The 16,671-nt window shown below is 69.5% G+C and carries 15 protein-coding genes; 10 read left to right on the top strand and 5 right to left on the bottom strand.

Annotated features, from left to right (window positions below; translation table 11 throughout):
• Positions 1–32: 32 nt before the first annotated feature.
• Complete coding sequence (locus AB0I91_RS07635; protein ID WP_498776612.1) at positions 33–164, bottom strand: hypothetical protein; 132 nt, start codon at positions 162–164, stop codon at positions 33–35.
• Between the two features lie 48 nt (positions 165–212).
• Positions 213–905 carry a FadR/GntR family transcriptional regulator gene (locus AB0I91_RS07630; protein ID WP_498776614.1) on the bottom strand — a complete coding sequence of 231 codons (693 nt, stop codon included), beginning with the start codon at positions 903–905 and terminating at the stop codon, positions 213–215.
• Between the two features lie 123 nt (positions 906–1,028).
• Here AB0I91_RS07630 and AB0I91_RS07625 point away from each other — a divergent pair, with 123 nt between their 5' ends.
• The 5 genes from AB0I91_RS07625 (at position 1,029) to AB0I91_RS07605 (ending at position 10,740) form a co-directional block, all read left to right on the top strand.
• On the top strand, positions 1,029–2,186 hold the full coding sequence (locus AB0I91_RS07625) for a mandelate racemase/muconate lactonizing enzyme family protein (protein WP_498776616.1): 1,158 nt from the start codon (positions 1,029–1,031) through the stop codon (positions 2,184–2,186).
• Between the two features lie 491 nt (positions 2,187–2,677).
• Positions 2,678–8,785, top strand: coding sequence for an RHS repeat-associated core domain-containing protein (locus AB0I91_RS07620; RefSeq protein ID WP_499635852.1), 6,108 nt, complete (start codon positions 2,678–2,680; stop codon positions 8,783–8,785).
• The gene (locus AB0I91_RS07615) at positions 8,763–9,170 is read left to right on the top strand and encodes a hypothetical protein (protein WP_498776620.1); all 408 of its coding nucleotides are present in this window, start codon (positions 8,763–8,765) and stop codon (positions 9,168–9,170) included. Before AB0I91_RS07620 ends, AB0I91_RS07615 begins: the two co-directional genes overlap by 23 nt.
• 99 nt (positions 9,171–9,269) lie before the next feature.
• Positions 9,270–10,091, top strand: a complete 822-nt coding sequence (locus tag AB0I91_RS07610; RefSeq protein WP_499636141.1) for an AraC family transcriptional regulator — start codon at positions 9,270–9,272, stop codon at positions 10,089–10,091.
• A 67-nt stretch (positions 10,092–10,158) separates the two neighbouring features.
• The gene (locus AB0I91_RS07605) at positions 10,159–10,740 is read left to right on the top strand and encodes a dihydrofolate reductase family protein (protein ID WP_499635850.1); all 582 of its coding nucleotides are present in this window, start codon (positions 10,159–10,161) and stop codon (positions 10,738–10,740) included.
• 147 nt (positions 10,741–10,887) lie between these two features.
• On the opposite strand, the gene AB0I91_RS07600 is transcribed toward AB0I91_RS07605, so the two are convergent.
• Positions 10,888–11,256: a serine hydrolase gene (locus AB0I91_RS07600; RefSeq protein WP_499635848.1), complete on the bottom strand. Its 369-nt coding sequence runs from the start codon at positions 11,254–11,256 to the stop codon at positions 10,888–10,890.
• A gap of 476 nt (positions 11,257–11,732) precedes the next feature.
• Positions 11,733–12,038, bottom strand: a complete 306-nt coding sequence (locus AB0I91_RS07595) for a hypothetical protein (protein ID WP_499635845.1) — start codon at positions 12,036–12,038, stop codon at positions 11,733–11,735.
• Positions 12,039–12,061: 23 nt separating this feature from the next.
• On the opposite strand from AB0I91_RS07595, the gene AB0I91_RS07590 reads away from it, so the two are divergent.
• The 3 genes from AB0I91_RS07590 (at position 12,062) to AB0I91_RS07580 (ending at position 13,612) form a co-directional block, all read left to right on the top strand.
• Positions 12,062–12,640 (top strand): hypothetical protein, encoded by a 579-nt coding sequence (locus AB0I91_RS07590; protein WP_499635842.1) that lies wholly within the window; start codon positions 12,062–12,064, stop codon positions 12,638–12,640.
• A gap of 339 nt (positions 12,641–12,979) precedes the next feature.
• Positions 12,980–13,162 (top strand): hypothetical protein, encoded by a 183-nt coding sequence (locus AB0I91_RS07585; RefSeq protein WP_499635839.1) that lies wholly within the window; start codon positions 12,980–12,982, stop codon positions 13,160–13,162.
• 111 nt (positions 13,163–13,273) lie between these two features.
• Complete coding sequence (locus tag AB0I91_RS07580; protein WP_499635836.1) at positions 13,274–13,612, top strand: hypothetical protein; 339 nt, start codon at positions 13,274–13,276, stop codon at positions 13,610–13,612.
• 177 nt (positions 13,613–13,789) lie between these two features.
• On the opposite strand, the gene AB0I91_RS07575 is transcribed toward AB0I91_RS07580, so the two are convergent.
• Positions 13,790–14,353, bottom strand: a complete 564-nt coding sequence (locus AB0I91_RS07575) for a zinc ribbon domain-containing protein (RefSeq protein ID WP_498776632.1) — start codon at positions 14,351–14,353, stop codon at positions 13,790–13,792.
• A gap of 323 nt (positions 14,354–14,676) precedes the next feature.
• Between AB0I91_RS07575 and AB0I91_RS07570 the strand changes: the two genes are divergently transcribed.
• Positions 14,677–16,074 carry a cytochrome P450 gene (locus AB0I91_RS07570; RefSeq protein ID WP_499635833.1) on the top strand — a complete coding sequence of 466 codons (1,398 nt, stop codon included), beginning with the start codon at positions 14,677–14,679 and terminating at the stop codon, positions 16,072–16,074.
• A gap of 103 nt (positions 16,075–16,177) precedes the next feature.
• The gene (locus tag AB0I91_RS07565; protein ID WP_498776636.1) at positions 16,178–16,663 is read left to right on the top strand and encodes an SRPBCC family protein; all 486 of its coding nucleotides are present in this window, start codon (positions 16,178–16,180) and stop codon (positions 16,661–16,663) included.
• The last annotated feature ends 8 nt before the right edge of the window (positions 16,664–16,671 follow it).

The following is a 16,671-nucleotide window of genomic DNA, read 5'->3' as shown; positions in this document are numbered from 1 at the left end:
ACAGCGGGGCGAGCGCCGCGCTGCGGGGCGTTTCACGCGGCGAACGAGGCCGATCTCCTGATGACCACGTGCCGATCGGCGAGCCTGTGCACCGCCGGCCGGTGCGGCGTGGGTCCGGCGCCGATCAGCCCCGGCCGGATCGGCGGGATCGCAGGTTCTGCCATGCCTCGTCCGTCCTCGTCATCGGTTCCGGATCTCGGTCGTGCAGTGCGCTAGCGCGGCGGGGCGGCCCGCTTGGTCCGCTGCTCCCTCTCCGCGAGGAGCGTGGAGTTGTTGCTCAGGTGCCTGCGCATCGCCGCGCGGGCACCTGCCGGGTCGCGCGCCACGAGCGCCTCGTAGATCTCCGTGTGGTCGGCGGTGGCGCTGCGCAGCGCGGCCGGCGCCTCGTTGGTGATGCGTCGACTGGCCGTGCCGAGCCAGCGGGCGGAGTACATGATCCGGTCGAGGATCCGGTTGTCGGCCGCCCGGCAGATCTCCATGTGGAACTCGTGGTCGACCTCGAGGTAGGCGTCGGGGTCCGCCTCGAGCGCCGACATGCGGTCGATCCCGTCCCTGAGCCGGTTCAACGTCCCGTCGGTGATGCCGGCCGCGGCCATCGCGGCGAGTTCGGGCTCGAGCAGCATGCGCAACTGGTGCAGCTCCTGGAGCAGCTCGCCGACGATCTCCGCGGGCAGCCACTCGACCAGCAACGGGCTCAGGTAGTCCCACTCCGCGACGGGGCGCACGACGACGCGGCGGCCCTGCGAGACGGTGACGATGTCGAGCGAGGCGAGGATCTTGAGCGTCTCCCGCGCCACCACGCGGGACACCCCGAACTCGCGGGAGATGTCGAGCTCCGACGGGGCCCGGCCGTCATCGAGGTCGCCGCTGACGATGCGCCGGGTCAGGTGTGCCGCCACCTGCACCGGGAGAGTCCGGACCCTGACAGCTTCCGGAGACTCTTGTCCCCTTTGCATGTCATCAGCTTATAGGACAAGTTGGACACCGCGACAGTCCGTTCACCTGCACTACCCGGCGGCGGGAGAGAAATGCGGATCGTGAACGTCACGACGGCGGTGGTGGCCTACCACGGTGAGGCCACGCTGGTGCGGATCGACACCGACGAGGGCCTCAGCGGGTTCGGCGAGGCCAATCCCGATGCGGGCGCGGGCGCCGTCGTCGGGATGATCGACTTCCTGACGCCCCTCCTGATCGGCGAGGACCCGCGCAACGTCGAGCGGTGCTGGGAGAAGCTGCGGCGCAGCAGGGTCTTCGCGGGCGCCCAGGGCGGGGTGTCCGTGATCGCCCTCTCCGGGATCGAGATCGCGCTGTGGGACCTCGCGGGCAAGGCCGCGGGCCAGCCGGTCCACCGGCTGCTCGGCGGGAAGTTCCGCGACCGGATCCGCCTCTACGCCGACTGCGGCGACGGCGACGACCCGGCGGGTTCGATCGCGGGGTGCGTCGACCGGGCCCAGCGGATGGTGGCCGAGGGCTTCACCGCCATCAAGTTCGACGTCGACGACCTGCACCACCCCGCCAAGTTCGACGCCTTCAACCACACGATCAACGCCGCCGAGCTGCGATCGATGGTGGCGCGCGTAGCGGCCGTGCGGGAGGCGATCGGGCCGGACGTCGACCTGGCCATCGACCTGCACGCCCGCTACGACGTGCCGAGCGCGTGCCGGATCTCGTGGGAACTGGAGCCGTTCGACCTGATGTGGCTCGAGGAGCCGCTGCCGGCGGAGAACGTCGACGCGCTGGTGCGGGTGCGCGCGCAGACCCGCACGCCCATCTGCGCGGGCGAGAACCTGTACCTGCGGTGGGGATTCCGCGAGCTGCTCGAACGCGGCGCCGTGGACGTCATCGAACCGGACGTGCCGAAGTGCGGTGGCCTCGCCGAGGCCAAGAAGATCGCCAACCTGGCGGAGCTCCACTACGTTCCCTTCGCGCCGCACCTGGTCTCGACGCCGCTGGGCACGATGGCCACGTCGCACCAGTGCGCGGCGATCCCCAACTTCTTCGTCCAGGAATGGCACGCCCTCGAGGAGCGCGCGGTGTGGGACAGCTACGTCCACGCCCCCGACGGAAGCGGCTCGATCGTCAAGGACGGCTACATCACGATTCCCGACACCCCCGGCATCGGCGTGGAGCTCGACATGGACGGCGTCCGGGCACACGCCGTCGCGGGCTACGGGGTGTTCGAGTAGCGGAGCCGATCACCGAGTCCCGCGGGGGTGGTGTCCGAATTCTGCGGATCACTGCTGTGCTCGCGGGGATTAACGAGCCGTTGCGGCAGGTCGGGAGCTTCTTCATCGATTTCGCGGACTATTCCTGGTGGTGGTGACTGCTCGTCGTGGATTCACTCGGTCGGCTGTGTCTCCGGTTGCCGGGTTTCCGCTTCAATGGCACCGCACCGCTGTGCCGGCGGTGGGGTGATCGTTCTGACATCCGGGGGGATGTCCATGCTGTTCGGTTGGGAATCTCTGACGTTGTAGTCGTTGGCGTGGGCGGCAACGGCTCGTCCGGGTGGCTCCAGGGTCTTTTTCCTGTGGTCGCTGTCCTGGCATGTGTCGGCTGATTCGACGTGCCACGTCGGTTTCGGCTGGTTCCTTCATGTCCGGCTTCGCAGTGCGCGCGATTCGCGTATCGATCGAATTCAGGATGTGGGGGAGCGGTGACGGAACCGGGCACGATTCGGATGGGCCGGACTCGCTGGTTGGCTTCGGCGTGCGCCTTGCTGGTGGCGGCGAGCCTGCTGCAACCGGTGACGTGGGCGCGTGCGGCGGCGGGCGAGGTGCCCGGGGTGACGGCGGGGGCGGGACCGGTCGACAGGCCGGCGCCTTCGTCCGCACGTCCGGACGAGGCGGTGCCGCCCGAGAAGTGGCCGCCGGTCGTGCCCGCGGGCGTCAAGGCCGGTGGTGAGCCCGTGCGACTGTCCACTGAGGATTGGGAGCGCGTGCGCAAGCCGGGCCAGGCCGCCGCGGACAACGCCGAGGAGGTGTTCGCCGGAGTCCTGACGCGACCGGGGTTCGCGCTGGGCGACACCTCGCTGGTCGCCTACTTCGACGTGCGGGAGGACGACCGGGCGTGGTCGTCGTGGCGGGCGCGGGTGTTCGACGCGGCCACGGGCGCCGAGCAGTCCTCGACGGTGCTGCCGCGCTCGGAGTTGCAGACCCCGTGCGGCGCGGTGCGCCAGTTCTGCCGCACGTTCGGCGCGGGCGAGGGCTGGGTTCTCGACCCGGGCAAGGAGTACTTCGTCACGCTGGCGGCCATCCTGGACGAGGGCGGCGAGCTCGTGTCCGCGCCGGGGCCGAACACGCGTCCGCGCACGACGGTCGTGCCACCGGAGATCCCGGTCGAGCAGACGTCCGGTTGTGGCTGCGGGTCGGCGTTGAGCACGACCGCCGCGCGGCAGGCGTTCCGCGGTGACGGCGTCAACACGGCGACCGGCGCGTTCACCCGGATCGAGCCCGATCTGGTGATGGCGTCGTTCGGCGTCCCGTTCTCCTCCACGCGCGTGTACTCCTCGACGTTGACCGCTCCGGGGCTGTTCGGGCCGGGGTGGGCGTGGTCGTACGGCATGCGCGTGACGCAGACCGACGAGGGCGCGATCGTGCTGGCCGACGACGGCGCGAGCGTGCTGTACCGGCTGGTCGACGGCGGCTACCGGCGTCCGCCCGGTGTGCGTTCGACGTTGCGCAAGACCGACGCCGGCTGGGAACTGGTCACGGTGGGCCAGCAGGTGTACGGGTTCGACGCGCAGGGTCGCCTGGTGTCGATCCGCACGCCGCGCGGCGTGGGCGTGACCCTCGCGTACGGCGAGCAGGAGATCACGATCACCGACCCGTCCGGGCGGGTGGTGCGCGCGCGGGTCGAGGGCGGTCTGATCCGCTCGATGACGCTGCCCGACCACCGCAAGGTCCAGTACGAGTACGACGAGGCCGGCAGGTTGGCGGTCTACAAGGACGCCCGCGCCGGTCAATGGCGCTACGGCTACTCCGCCGAGGGGCGGCTGGTCGACGTCACGGACCCGCAGCCCCACCGGACCACGTTGGTGCGCAACGAGTACGACGCGTCCGGGCGGATGGCGCGGCAGCTCGACGCCGTCGGCAACGCCACCGCGTTCGCCTGGAACGCGGACGAGCAGGAGGCGACCACGACCGACGCGGACGGTGTGATAGTCCGCGACGGCTATCGCGGCAACGTGCTGCTCTACACCAGGCGCGGGGCGGGTGACACCGACAACCACCGCTACGACGGCTCGCTCAACCGCAACCTCCTGGTCAACGGCAGCCACAACCAGCACGAGTCGCAGCACGACGCCAACGGCAACCCGATTCGACGCGCCGCGCCGCAGGGTTTCGACGAGAAGACGAAGTACGACGAGCGCAACAACCCGATCGAGTTCGTCGACGCCAAGGGCAACGTCTGGAAGAACACCTACAACGAGTTCAACGAGCTGGTCCGCAGCACCGACGCCGAGAACCACTCGATCAACCACACCTACGACGAGCGCGGCCTGCGCACCACCACGACCGACCAGCGCGGCAAGGTCACCCGCTATGAGCACATCCCGCCCGGCCAAGCCAACTCCGGGCTGCTCGCGGCCGTGACCTCACCGGAGGGGCGGCGCACCGAGGCCAAGTACGACACCACCGGTCGCCGGATCGCCTCGACCGACCCGCGCGGGACGGTGCGGGGCGCCGACCGTCGGGCGTTCACCACCGAGTACCGCTTCGACGCGCAGGACCGCGTGGTCGAGGTGTCCGAACCGGGCAAGCACCACTCGTGGCGCACGAACTACGACGAGGTCGGCCGGGTCACCAGCACCGTCAACCCCGAGCACGTGAAGGTCGAGTACCACTACCTCGACAACGGACGGCTGGCGAAGGTCTCCGATCCGCGCAAGACCACCTCGATCACCTACACCAACGCCGGGCGTCGAGCCGCGGTGCGGATCGAGATGGGGCGCGGTGAGCAGGACATCGTCACCGCCTACCGGTACAACGCCAAGGGCCTGCTGCACCAGACGATCTCACCGCGAGGCAACGTGCCGGGGGCGGTCGAAGCGGACTTCACCACCACGTACCGCTACGACGCCAACGACAACCTCGTGCGCATCTCCCGCCCGTACCCCGGCGGTCAGGTCGTCCACAAGGACATCAAGGTCGACGAGCTGGACCGCACCACGTCCACAGTGGACGAGTTCAACAAGCCGTCGGAGTTCCAGCGCGACAACACCGGCCAGGTCACCGAGAGCAAGGACGCGCTGGGCCGCAGCCTGACCATGGGCTACGACCGCAACGGCCGCCAGACCGCGAACACCGACGCCGGGCGCAACACCACGAAGACCACCTACGACGAGGCCGGCAACAAGATCCGCCAGGAGAACGCCACCGGCGGCGTCACCACGTGGACCTACACCGACGACGGCCTGCTCGCCGGCGTCACCGAGCCGCGCGGCAACGTCGAGGGCGCGGACCGCGAGCGGTTCACCACGCACTTCGAGTACGACCTGGCGGGCAACCGCACCAAGGTCGTCGACCCCCTCGACCACACCACCGTCTCGACCTACGACGCCAACAACCGGCTGACCTCGGTCACCGACGCCAACGAGCACACCACCCACTACCGGTACCGCGAGGACAACCAGATCGAGAGCGTCCACGCCCCCGACGCCCGGTTCCACCCGCACGCGCCGCACGTCGACGCCACCGTCTACAGCTACCACGCGGACGGCCTGCTCGCGGCGATCCGCGACCCCAACCACCACGTCCGGCGCATCGACTACGACCGGGCCGGACGTCCCACCAGCACCACCGACCCGCTGGGCCGCCGCGTCGAGGCCACCTACGACGTGGAGAACAACCTCGTCGCCGCGCTCACCCGCGGCGAGCACGAGTGGATCAGCGACGCCGAACGGGCCAAGCGCACCATCGTCGACACCTACGACATCGTCGGCCGCCGCACCGAGCGGGCTCTGGGCAACAGCGGACCGAAGTACACGTGGGCCTACGACGCCAAGGACCGCGTCACCGGCTACGGCGACCCGCTCGGCGTGCGCAAGGTGTCCTACGACGACGAGGACCAGATCACTCGCGTCACCCGCGAGGAGGCGGCGGGGCGCAGCGAGACGTTCGACTACGACTACGACGTGCGCGGCAACATCACCGCCCGCGCCTACCCCGACGGCACCCGCGTCACCAGCGGCTACGACGCCGACAGCCGGCTGTCCGAGCTGACCGTCAGCGGCGGCGCCGCGGGCCCGGACGCGGCCACGTGGCGGTTCGGCTACGACGTCGCGGGCCGTCGCACCAGCACCACCCTGCCCCAGGGCACCGGCCTGGTGGAGCGGCGAACCTACGACGACGCCGGCCGGCTGACCGGCATCGGCACCGATCGCACCCCGGGCACCGGACCACCGGTCGACGTGCAGGACCCGATCTCGGCCTACCGGCTCGACCTGGACCCCGTGGGCAACCCGATCAAGGTCACCACGACCCGCGGCGGGGTGTCCGAGGCCGTCGCCTACGCCTACGACCCGGCCGACCGCGTCACCTCCGCCTGCTACGCCGCCACCAGCTGCGACCGGCACGCCGAGGCCGCCGGGCGCATCGACTACAGCTACGACCTGGTCGGCAACCGCCTGACCCAGAAGCGCACCGGCACCGCCGGCAGCGACACCACCCGTTACCTCTACGACGCCGCCGACCAGCTGCGCAAGCGCATCGTCACGCCGCAGCACACCGGCAACCGCCCCGACGGCGAGGCGAGCGGTTGGCCCAGCACGGTCACCGACTTCGACTACGACCTCAACGGCAACCAGACCAAGGCCGGTCGGGACACGTTCGCCTACCACCTCGACAACACCCTGGCCAGTGCCACCACCGGGGGCCGGACCACCGCGTTCGCCTACGACGCCACCGGCCTGCGCCTGACCGCCACGTCCGGTGAAGGCCAAGCGGCCACCACCCAGCGCTGGAGCTGGGACGTCAACGGCACGCTGCCCCAGATCGCCCTGGACACCACCAGCAACGCCGCTGGTGCGGTCACGGAGCGCCGCGGCTTCACCTACGGCCCCGACGACGAGCCACTGGTCCTGCTCGACCCCACCACCGGCGCGCACGCCTACACGCACGACTGGCTCGGCGGCGTGGCCAACATGCTCAGCCCCAACGGCGTCCCCGAGGCGGGCTACGACTACGACCCGTTCGGCAACCCCCGCGAGGGCGACACCCTCAAGCCCGGTGATCCCTCCGGTCCCGCGAACCCGCTGGAGTACACCGGCGCCTACCAGGACTCCACCTCGGGCGAGGGCAACTACTACCTCCGCGCCCGCAACTACAACCCCGACACCGGCCGCTTCACCAGCACCGACCCCATGCCCCAACCAGGGCCGGCCATCTCCGCCTACGCCTACGCCGAGAACAACCCGCTGTCCTACACCGACCCGACCGGCGCGGTGGTCGACGCGGGCGGCGGCAGCGGCTCACCGTCCGAGACCGGAGCCGCCCAGCCCACCGGACCCAGCCCTGAGGACGTCGCCAAGGCGCAGCAGATCCAGAGCAAGAGCCTGCTCGACGTCATCCTGGAGGCGGGCGGCCAGATCCTCATGGAGTTCCTGGGGATCAACGACATCGTCAACTGCCTCAAGGGCGACATCGGCGCCTGCGTCTCCATGGTCATCGGCGCCCTGCCCTGGGGCAAGATCTTCAAGGCCAAGAAGATCGCCGAAGCCATCTTCCGCGCCGGCAAGGCCGTGGTCACCTTCTTCCAGGAGATCAAGTGGGCCCGCGCCATCATCCAGGGCGCGGAAAAGGCCGCCGAAGCCGCCAAGGCCGCCGCCGCTGCCGCCGCGAAGGCCGCCGCCGAGAAAGCCGCCAAGGCGCGCGCGGCAGCGGAGGCGGCCGCCAAGAAGGCCGCGGCGCAGGCGGCGGAACGGGCCAAGGCACTGGCCGCCAAGGCTAAAGCGGCGACGAAGAAGAAAGCGCCCGAATCCTGCCCGGTGCGGCGCAAGCACAGCTTTACGGCCGGCACGCGCGTTCTCATGGCCGACGGCACGACCAAGACGATCGAGTCGGTCACGCCGGGTGACGCGGTGCGCGTCACCGACCCCGCCACCGGACGTACCGAGAACCGACAGGTGACCCGTGCGATCCGCACCGACCACGACAAGGAGTACGTCGACCTCGTGGTCCAAGGTGGCGGCGGGGTGGAGCACAAGATCACGACCACCGCCAACCACCCGTTCTGGTCCGTGGCACCGGGCCGCTGGACCGACGCGGGCGACCTGCGCGCGGGCGACCTGCTTCGCACCGCGACCGGCGCCCGTGCCCGGGTCGGCGCCGTCCGCGCCCACAGCACCGCGCAGCGGACCTTCGACCTGACGGTCGACGACGTCCACACCTACTACGTGCTGGCCGGCCCCATCTCCCTCCTGGTGCACAACGTCGACGAGTCACGGCTCTGCGACCTGACGCTCGGTCCGGGGCCGAACGCCAGGGAGGGTGTCGCGCTGCCGGGTGGTGACAAGGACGCGCCGGGCGTGCAGGATCTGACGAATGAGGCCGGAGACCGGCACGGGTGCCACACCTGTGATGCGAGGACACCTGGCACCAAGGCGCAGCCCGGCCGGCCGCAGGGCAACTGGATCACCGACCACCAGGGCGCGACCAGGTTGGTCGAGGACGCTCCGTTCGACACCTTCCAGACCGGGTACCCGCACTGCTGGCCCTGCGCCCGGCAGCAGGCCGGTGTGGTGACGCAGATCAACCGGGGAAACTATGACTTTCCAATCGAGCCCTGACGAGTCGCTCATCGGGCGGGCGACGTTCTTCGTCGACCACGGGCTCATCATGATCGAAGATCCCGAGAGCGCGTTCCTCCACGACCTCTGGGATCCGGCCGCCGAGTACGTGAGCGCCGGTCCGGATTCCGTCTACCTCTCGGTGCAGCCGTCCGTGGACGGGCCGGTCGAGATCGGGATCTTCAGGTCCGAGGCGGGCCTCGTGGACGGTGTCACGTATTTCGACGGCGAGATCGTCACGAGGTCCGGCCGGTTCGTCATTCACGATGCCAACGACGTGATGTGCTTCACCGTTCGTCAACCCAGTGGTCGAGCGAGGGTCAGGGTGAACGTGGACGAGCCCGGACTCGCCAGTCGAATGAGCGTGGCGTTCTTCCTCGAATAACCGAACCTTGTCACCGTGGTCGGCGGCGGGCCTGGGCCATCCCGGCGCGCGGTGCCGGCGGGCGTCGGCGATGCTGTGGGCGTGGAGTACGTGTCCAGAGTGCCGCGACCGCCGTTGGACGGGCTGATCGACGACCTCTACTACCTGGAGGGTGCGCCGCCGTACGCCCGGCTGACGCTGCCGCCGATGCCGGCCGGGTTGCTCATCGTCAACCTCGGGGCGCCGTTCCGCATCCGCGGCGGCGCGGAGGTCGCGACGGCCGAGTACGCCGACGGCTGCGTGGTCACCACGCCCACCCGCGCGTTCGAGTTCGGCTATCCACTGTGGACCCGGTCCGTCGGCGTGCACTTCAAGCCGTGGGGGTTGGCGCCGTTCCTGCCGATGCCCGCGGCCGAGTTGTGCGACCGGCCGGTGACCGTGGAGCAGGTGTGGGGCCGGCCCGCCATCGCTCGGCTGCGGGACCGGCTGGCCACGGCGGACGGACCGCACGAGATGCTGACGCTGCTCGAGGAAGAGCTGATGCGCCGGCTGTGCGAGACCGCCGGCCTGGGATTGGTCCGCCACACGAGCAGCGTCATCGCGGCGACCGGCGGGGCCGTGGCGATCGGCGACCTGAGCGCGGCGGCCGGTGTCAGCAGCACTCATCTGGCACGGCGGTTCAAGGAGGTCGTCGGCGTCACGCCGAAGCGGCTGGCCCGCACCCACCGCTTCGCCACCACCGTGCTCTCGATCAACCCCGCCGAACCGGTCGACTGGGGCGACCTCGCCGGTGGCGCGGGCTACTTCGACCAGGCCCACTTCGGCCACGAGTTCCGGGCGTTCACCGGGCTCACGCCGACCCGGTACGTCGAAGTCCGGCGGCGGTTCCTGCGCGAACACCCCGGCCACGCGCTGGACGGCTGGCCGCTGCCGGCCGATTGATTTCTTACAAGAGCGACCGCTCACGGCAGGCTAGTTTTGAGCCCACCCCGAAGCAGAGGAGAGTCCCGTGGGCAAGGTGGTCCTGTACAGCTCGGTGTCGGTGGACGGCTTCATCGCGGACGAGGCCGACCAGCCCGGACCGCTGTTCGACTGGCTGTCCAACGGTGACGTCCCGCTGGACGAGAGCGGCGTGCTGAAGGTGTCGCAGACGTCCTACGACTACACCCGGCCGTACTGGGACCGGATCGGGGTGACCGTCGTGGGCCGCCACGTCTTCGACCTGACGGACGGCTGGGACGGGAAGCCTCCGGGCGGGATCGACCACGTGGTCGTCGTGACGCACCGGCCGCGGCCGGAGGGCTGGGATCCCGCGGCGCCGTTCCACTTCGTCGACGGCGTCGAGGCCGCGGTGGCCAAGGCGCAGGAGCTCGCGGGTGACCGCGTGGTCGAGGTCGCTGCCGGCGACGTCGGCGGCCAGGTGCTCGCCGCGGGTCTGGTCGATGAGGTGCGCATGGACGTCGTGCCCGTGGTGTTCGGGTCCGGCAAGCGCTACTTCGGGTCGGTCGACGCGCAGCACCTGCTGGAGGATCCCGACGTGGCGATCCAGGGCAACCGGGTGCTTCACCTGCGTTATCGGGTGTGCCGTTGACCAAGCCGAGCGGGTCCACGTCCACTGTGGATGGTTACGCGAGATCGGGGCTGTGTGTGCGCATCGCCGTACTGTGTCGGGCGGCCGCTGATCGCATCAGCACCTCCCTGCGGCAGGGGTTTCCGTCGTACATCGCTGCCGGTCCGGTCAGCGGCCTTCGTCCTCGGTGAGCTGTTCGAGCAGGGCGAAACCATGCTGATCCACCGGGATCGCGGTCGCGGAGAGCAAGGCCACCGCGGTGCCGGCCGCGAGGTCCAGGCCCAGCCAGCTGCGGAAGCCGCCGGTGCCGCCGTTGTGCCACGTGATGGCGCGCCCGTTGCGCTCGATCGTGAGCCACGCCGCGCCGATGCGCACCACCGGGCCGGTGAAGTTCTCGACGGGGTGCAGGGCGGCGGTGCCGGGCGCGGTGCCGTCGAGGAGGGCTGAGGCGAGGCGGGCCAGGTCGTCGATGCGAGCTCGGATGCCTCCGGCCGGTCCCAGCGCTTCACCCGTCCACGGCTGACGTTTGCGGCCCACCTGGTCCGGCTAGGGGCCCGCGAAGACCAAGGTGGGATCACCATGTTCGTGGTCGTCATCGTCTCCACGCTCCTACCGGTCGCCGGGCTCCTGCTGGACGGGAGGACTGGCCCTGGCGGCCAAGGGACATGCGCAGGCCACGCCTACCTGTCCGTCACCGGCCAGGCCGACACCGTCTCGGAGGCGGTCACCGTGAACCGGCCGGGCACGGCAGCGCCGAGGCTCACCTGTGCGCTCCTCGCTCGATCGCCTTCGCGACCAAGCCAACAGGGTGTGGAATCCGGTGTGGTGTAGTGGTTCAGTGATCGCAGGGCTGTTCATGAGCGCGGTGGCCGGCCTGCGGCGTGGAACTCGTCCGTCGCGTGCCAGGTGGCGTCCTCTTCTCCGCGTCACGACCGGTCGACCTGCCGGTGTCGCTCGCCAGTTCCGCTGCAACGAATGAGGAAGTGATGTACTACCTCAGCATCTCGAAGCACTCACCGTTCGAGCGCGCGCGTGCGCGTTCCGGGGGTGAGTGGGGCTGGACGTCGTTCGACGAGGTCGGGCAGGTCTTCGACGGTCGGGAACTGACTCTGCGGGACTACATCGAGGTCGAGGACCGCTATGTCTGCGCGGTGCGCACGGTCATGGAGTCGTTCGGTGCCCATCAGGCGGTGTTGCGGCACGTCTTCATGGATGAGCTTCCGTCGGAAGAACTGGGTGAGCTGTACAACGGGCGTGTCGTAGGCCGACAGGAGGTCGAGCTCCTGGTCCGAGCCATGCTCAGGGGAGCGGCTTACCACACCCACCTCGACCTGGGCGGCGGGTGGGTGTACAGGTCAGCTTCGACTTCTACCTCAACGTGTATGCGCCGGGCGAGCTGTCGGCGCTCGTCGAAGTCGTCGGTGAGTGCGGGCTCTACGTCGACTACTTCGAGGAAGAGGGTGATCCGGACGACGACGAGATCCCACCTCCTCGGGCGGACCACGGCTTCTGGGCTGCGGTGCGCGATGCGGTCGGGCCATCCGCCGGGCCGGTGTTGCTGATGGAGCGGCGCGCCGGCGGGCGTTACGGTGAGGATTGGTACCTGGTTGGTGCCGAGGATCTGGACGACGTGGTGTCCGGGCTCAGGGTCGGCGCGGAGGTGTTGGTCTATCCGGATCTGGAGGTGACCGCCACGACGCCGGGCGAGTTGGTCGAGTCGGTTGCTTCGTCGGTGGGGTCGTTGTCGGCCATCGTGCTCTTCCGCCGTCCGCGGCCGGTGCCGCGGTTGGACTACCTGAGGTTGAGCGCGGGGCTGGGTTCGACGGTCCCGGAGGCGTTCGTGGAAGCAGAGGGCCTCGGGTACTTCCTGGACCCCGACCTGGAGGCCACCGACAGCCGCTGCGTGCGGGCGACTGTGTGATCCGGAGCCGCCCGGCCATGGGGTTCGGACCGGCGGGCGTGTCACCGCGGTGACGCTGTGCCGGCGCGAGTCTCGTCCGAGCAGATCTGGCAGCGTGGTGGTACCCGCTGAGGATGCCGTGCACTCATTGCCGTCGGCGGCCGCCGAGTCGGGTGACGGCTGCTTGGTCGGTGGCCGGCTGTGGCAGCGGTTTTGGCGTTCCGGCCGCACTTGATGACCAGGTGCGTTCCGCTGGCAGTGGCCTTTCCGACCCGATATTGGTGACGAAGGCTCCAGTAGACCTACCAGTAGAGTGTCGGCCTTTGCTGAACGTCACTGACGAACCCCACCGACCGCGCCGTGGTCGCCACCATCGTCGACGGCGAAGGCGACATGACCCGCCTGACCGTGGCCGGCGAGGACAGCACCAACGGCAGCGTGGACGGCACCTCGCCGACGGTCACCGCCGTAGCCCGGTACCAGCACCTCGAACCGGGCTACGCCGTGACCGTCGACGTTGACTGGGAGTTGCGCAGGACATGACGTGTCGGAACTTGAGTCCGCGAACACCGCTTCGATCGCGTTGCAGGACATACTGGGCTTCAGCCGCTGGTGTACAGCTCTTCGGCGCAATGATCTTTCGGGGGTGTTGGATTGGTTGATCGACTGCCGGCTTGGCTGCCCGACTGGAGCGGTGCTGGACGCATTGCGGAAGAGGTCGACGTAGTGGTATTGAGGGCGGTGGTTCGCTCGCTGATCAATATGGTGTTCACCGATGACACGGCCCTGCTCGACTCCTTGGGTGATTCCCTCGAATCATCTCTTGTCACGCCACTGGGCATCCTTTCGGAAGTTTACGAGAGTGGCGATCTGGTGGAGCTGATCGTCGCGGCCAGGCTCGTGAAGAGGTCGGCAATTGGCCATCTGGGCGGGGCGCCAACAGGCCTGAGAATGCTGATCGAGGCTTTGCCGGATCCCGCGGGAGCGGGGTAGCTTCCGTTGCATCGCCCGAGTACGCAGGAAGGGCTTGGCAGGCAAGTACCTGCCGTTGATCGCTCATCTCAGGTCCACGCGGCAGTGGTGGGGCAGCAGCGGTTTGGTCCAGGGGCAGTCGTGGCGTGACGCCGACTGGTTCCTCGCGCCGGCCGTGCCTTCGTCGGGAAGGCTCATTCAGGGGTGGGTCAGGCCGTGTCGGTCGTCGTCGGTCCACTCGGGGGAGCGGCCGGTCTCGGTGCAGTACTCGGCCCAGGTCTTGCGGTGCTGGGTCGGTGGTGCTGCCCTGGTCCAGTACGTGACCTGGCCGTTGTAGCGCCACGCGCCTGTCGCCGGTCCGTACTGGCTGATGAGGGTGCCGGTGCGTTCCAGTCGACCGAGGGCGACGCCGAAGCGGACGCTGGATGCGGTGTAGGCGCGGGAGCCGAACATGGAATGTCCCTGTTCGGCGACGTGCGCGGCGAACAGGTCGGGGAAGCGGGTGCGCAGGCGGTGCTCGACGATTCCGTACTCGAGGAAGGGGTCGTCGGGGTCGATGCAGTGGTCGAGTGGTTCGAGCAGGTCGTCGGTCACGCCTTCCTGCACTTCGCTCGGCGGTTGGACCGCCTTGCGGGTGGTCAGCCATTCGTGGTCGCCGTGCGCCTGCCGGTTGGTGCAGCGGTACTGCAGCACGCCGTCGGGCAGCCTGCGGGGAGGCAGCACGTCATCGGCGGTGAAGCACTTCGGACACGTGATGATCAACGGTATTCCTTCGGGATGCCCTCGACGAGGGAGCGTTCGGCCTGGTCGGGTGCGCAGCCCTGTTCCCGGGCCCACCGGGCGAGCAGGATCGACATATCGCACTCATCGCGATCCGTGCCCGACCGTTACAAGCAGGGGCAGAGTCAGCGGTCGACCACACCCAGTTTGGTTCGCACGTGGCCGATCAGGATGCCGTCGTTGGGGTGGACCCGGGTGACCCTGGTTGCCGGCTCACGCGATCGTGGTGGCGGGAGGGGTCGCAGGGGGTTGGTCGTGCGGCTACATTGCTTGACAATCAACAGCACTCGGCGTGAGGACTGCTGATGTCGACCACCGCCACCGTTCGTCCACCTGGGACGTACCCCGGTGCGTTGCCGTTCTTGGGGCACGCCCTGCGGATGAAGCGAAGTCCCGGCTCGTTCCTGCTCGAACTCCAGTCGGGCGAACCGGTCACGCGGATCCGGCTGGGACGCAGGCCGATGTTCGTGGTCAACGACCCGGAACTCGTGCGTGACGTCATGCGTCGACCCGACGTGTTCGCCAGGGGTGGTCCGATCGCCGATCGGTTCCGGCAGATGTTCGGCAACGGGTTGGGGATCTCGGACGGGCCGTTCCACCGGCGGCAGCGGCGGTTGGTGTTGCCGGCGTTCCACCACGGGCGGATCGCGGACTACGCGGCGGTGATGAGTGCGCACGCGGAGGAGAGGGCCGAGTCCTGGCACGACGGGCAGCGGGTCGAGGTGCACGAGGAGATGGACGAGCTCGCGCTGGCGAACATCGTCCGGGTCATCGTCGCCGACGGCGCATCGCTGGATCGGGCGCGGTTCATGGCGGCGACGTCGGTGGTGCTGGGTGGGTTGTTCCGGCGGATGACCGCTCCCGCTGCCCTCACCAGGCTGCCGACGCCGGGCAACCGTCGCTACCGCGAAGCGGAGGAGTTCCTCCGGCGGACGATCAGGGCGGTGGTCGACGACTACCTGGCGACGCGGACCGACCGGGGCGACCTGCTGTCGAAGATGGTCCTCGCCGGCGACGACGGCGAGCCGGCCATGGACGACCGGCAGCTGCACGACGAGGTCATGACCTTCCTGATCGCGGGCAGCAACACGGTCAGCAACACCCTGTCCTGGGCCTTCCACGAGGTCGGCGCCGACCCGGACGTCGAACGCCGCCTGCACGACGAGGTCGACCGGGTGTTGGCCGGCAGAACGGCCACCTACGAGGACATCGACCGATTGGTCTACACCCGACGGTTGATCACGGAGACGCTCCGCCACCGGACGCAAGGCCTGTTCCAGAGCCGTTCCACCACAGTGGACACTCGACTGGGCGACTACCACCTCCCCGCCGGGGCGGTCGTGCTCTACAGCGCGTACGCGCTCAACCACAACCCCCGCATCCACGCCGACCCCGAACGCTTCGACCCCGACCGGTGGCTGCCCGAACGCGTCGACCCACTGGCGCGCGCCGCGTTCCTGCCGTTCGGCATCGGGCTCCACGGGTGCGTCGGCGAAGGACTCTCCCGGGCGGAGCTGGTCCTCTCCCTCGCCACGATCGCGGCGCGGTGGCGGCTGGTTCCCGTGCCCGGCCACCGCGTGCGGCCGAAGCCCGCCGTCACGATGCCGGTGAACGCGCTGCCGATGATCGCGCACAGCCGCGGCGTGCGGCCTCGTGCCGGTGGCTCCGCGGCGCGGGGGGAAGAACCGATCCACCCGGGCTGATGCACTCGATCGGGGCCAACCGGGCGACGACGGCGGTTCGCGGCGTCCGGGCGCGGTAGCGTCCCGTGGCGCAGGCTGTGCGTCATCTCCAAGAGGAGAAGCCGTGGGCAATTCCCGCCTCGAACTGTCTCCAGTGGTCGCGACGACGATGTTGATCCGCAAACCACTGGCGGAGGTCTTCCGGGCTTTCACCGATCCCTCGATCACGAGCAGGTTCTGGTTCACCCGGAGCAGCGGTCCGGTGGAACCGGGAGCCGAACTGCGGTGGACGTGGGACATGTACGACTTGACGGTCACCGCACGGGTCAAGGAGTTCGAGCAGGACCGCCGGTTCGCCATCGAGTGGCAGAACGGCCCCCGCCCGACGACGTTCGAGATGCGCTTCGCGGCGTGGTCGGACGACGTGACCCGCGTCGACCTCACCGAGACGGGGTTCGGCGGCGCCGAACCCGACGAGATCGTCACCTGGGCCCTGGGCTCGATGGGCGGGTTCACCGAGGTGCTGGCCGCGGCGAAGGCGCTGCTCGAGCACGGCATCGTGCTGACGCTCGTCGCCGACCGGCATCCCGAGGGCATCGGCGGGAGCTGAGCGCGCCG

The sequence above is a fragment of the Actinosynnema sp. NPDC049800 genome, from assembly GCF_040656635.1.
GTDB lineage: Bacteria > Actinomycetota > Actinomycetes > Mycobacteriales > Pseudonocardiaceae > Actinosynnema.
Note: the sequence above shows the minus strand (reverse complement) of the source record. Positions and strands in the feature narration are given on the sequence as shown.

Excerpts from the sequence above, each read along its gene's own strand:
- AB0I91_RS07635 (WP_498776612.1), bottom strand. The coding sequence starts at position 164 with ATGGCAGAACCTGCGATCCCGCCGATCCGGCCGGGGCTGATCGGCGCC.
- AB0I91_RS07625 (WP_498776616.1), top strand. The coding sequence starts at position 1,029 with ATGCGGATCGTGAACGTCACGACGGCGGTGGTGGCCTACCACGGTGAG.
- AB0I91_RS07620 (WP_499635852.1), top strand. The coding sequence starts at position 2,678 with ATGGGCCGGACTCGCTGGTTGGCTTCGGCGTGCGCCTTGCTGGTGGCG.
- AB0I91_RS07615 (WP_498776620.1), top strand. The coding sequence starts at position 8,763 with ATGACTTTCCAATCGAGCCCTGACGAGTCGCTCATCGGGCGGGCGACG.
- AB0I91_RS07570 (WP_499635833.1), top strand. The coding sequence starts at position 14,677 with ATGTCGACCACCGCCACCGTTCGTCCACCTGGGACGTACCCCGGTGCG.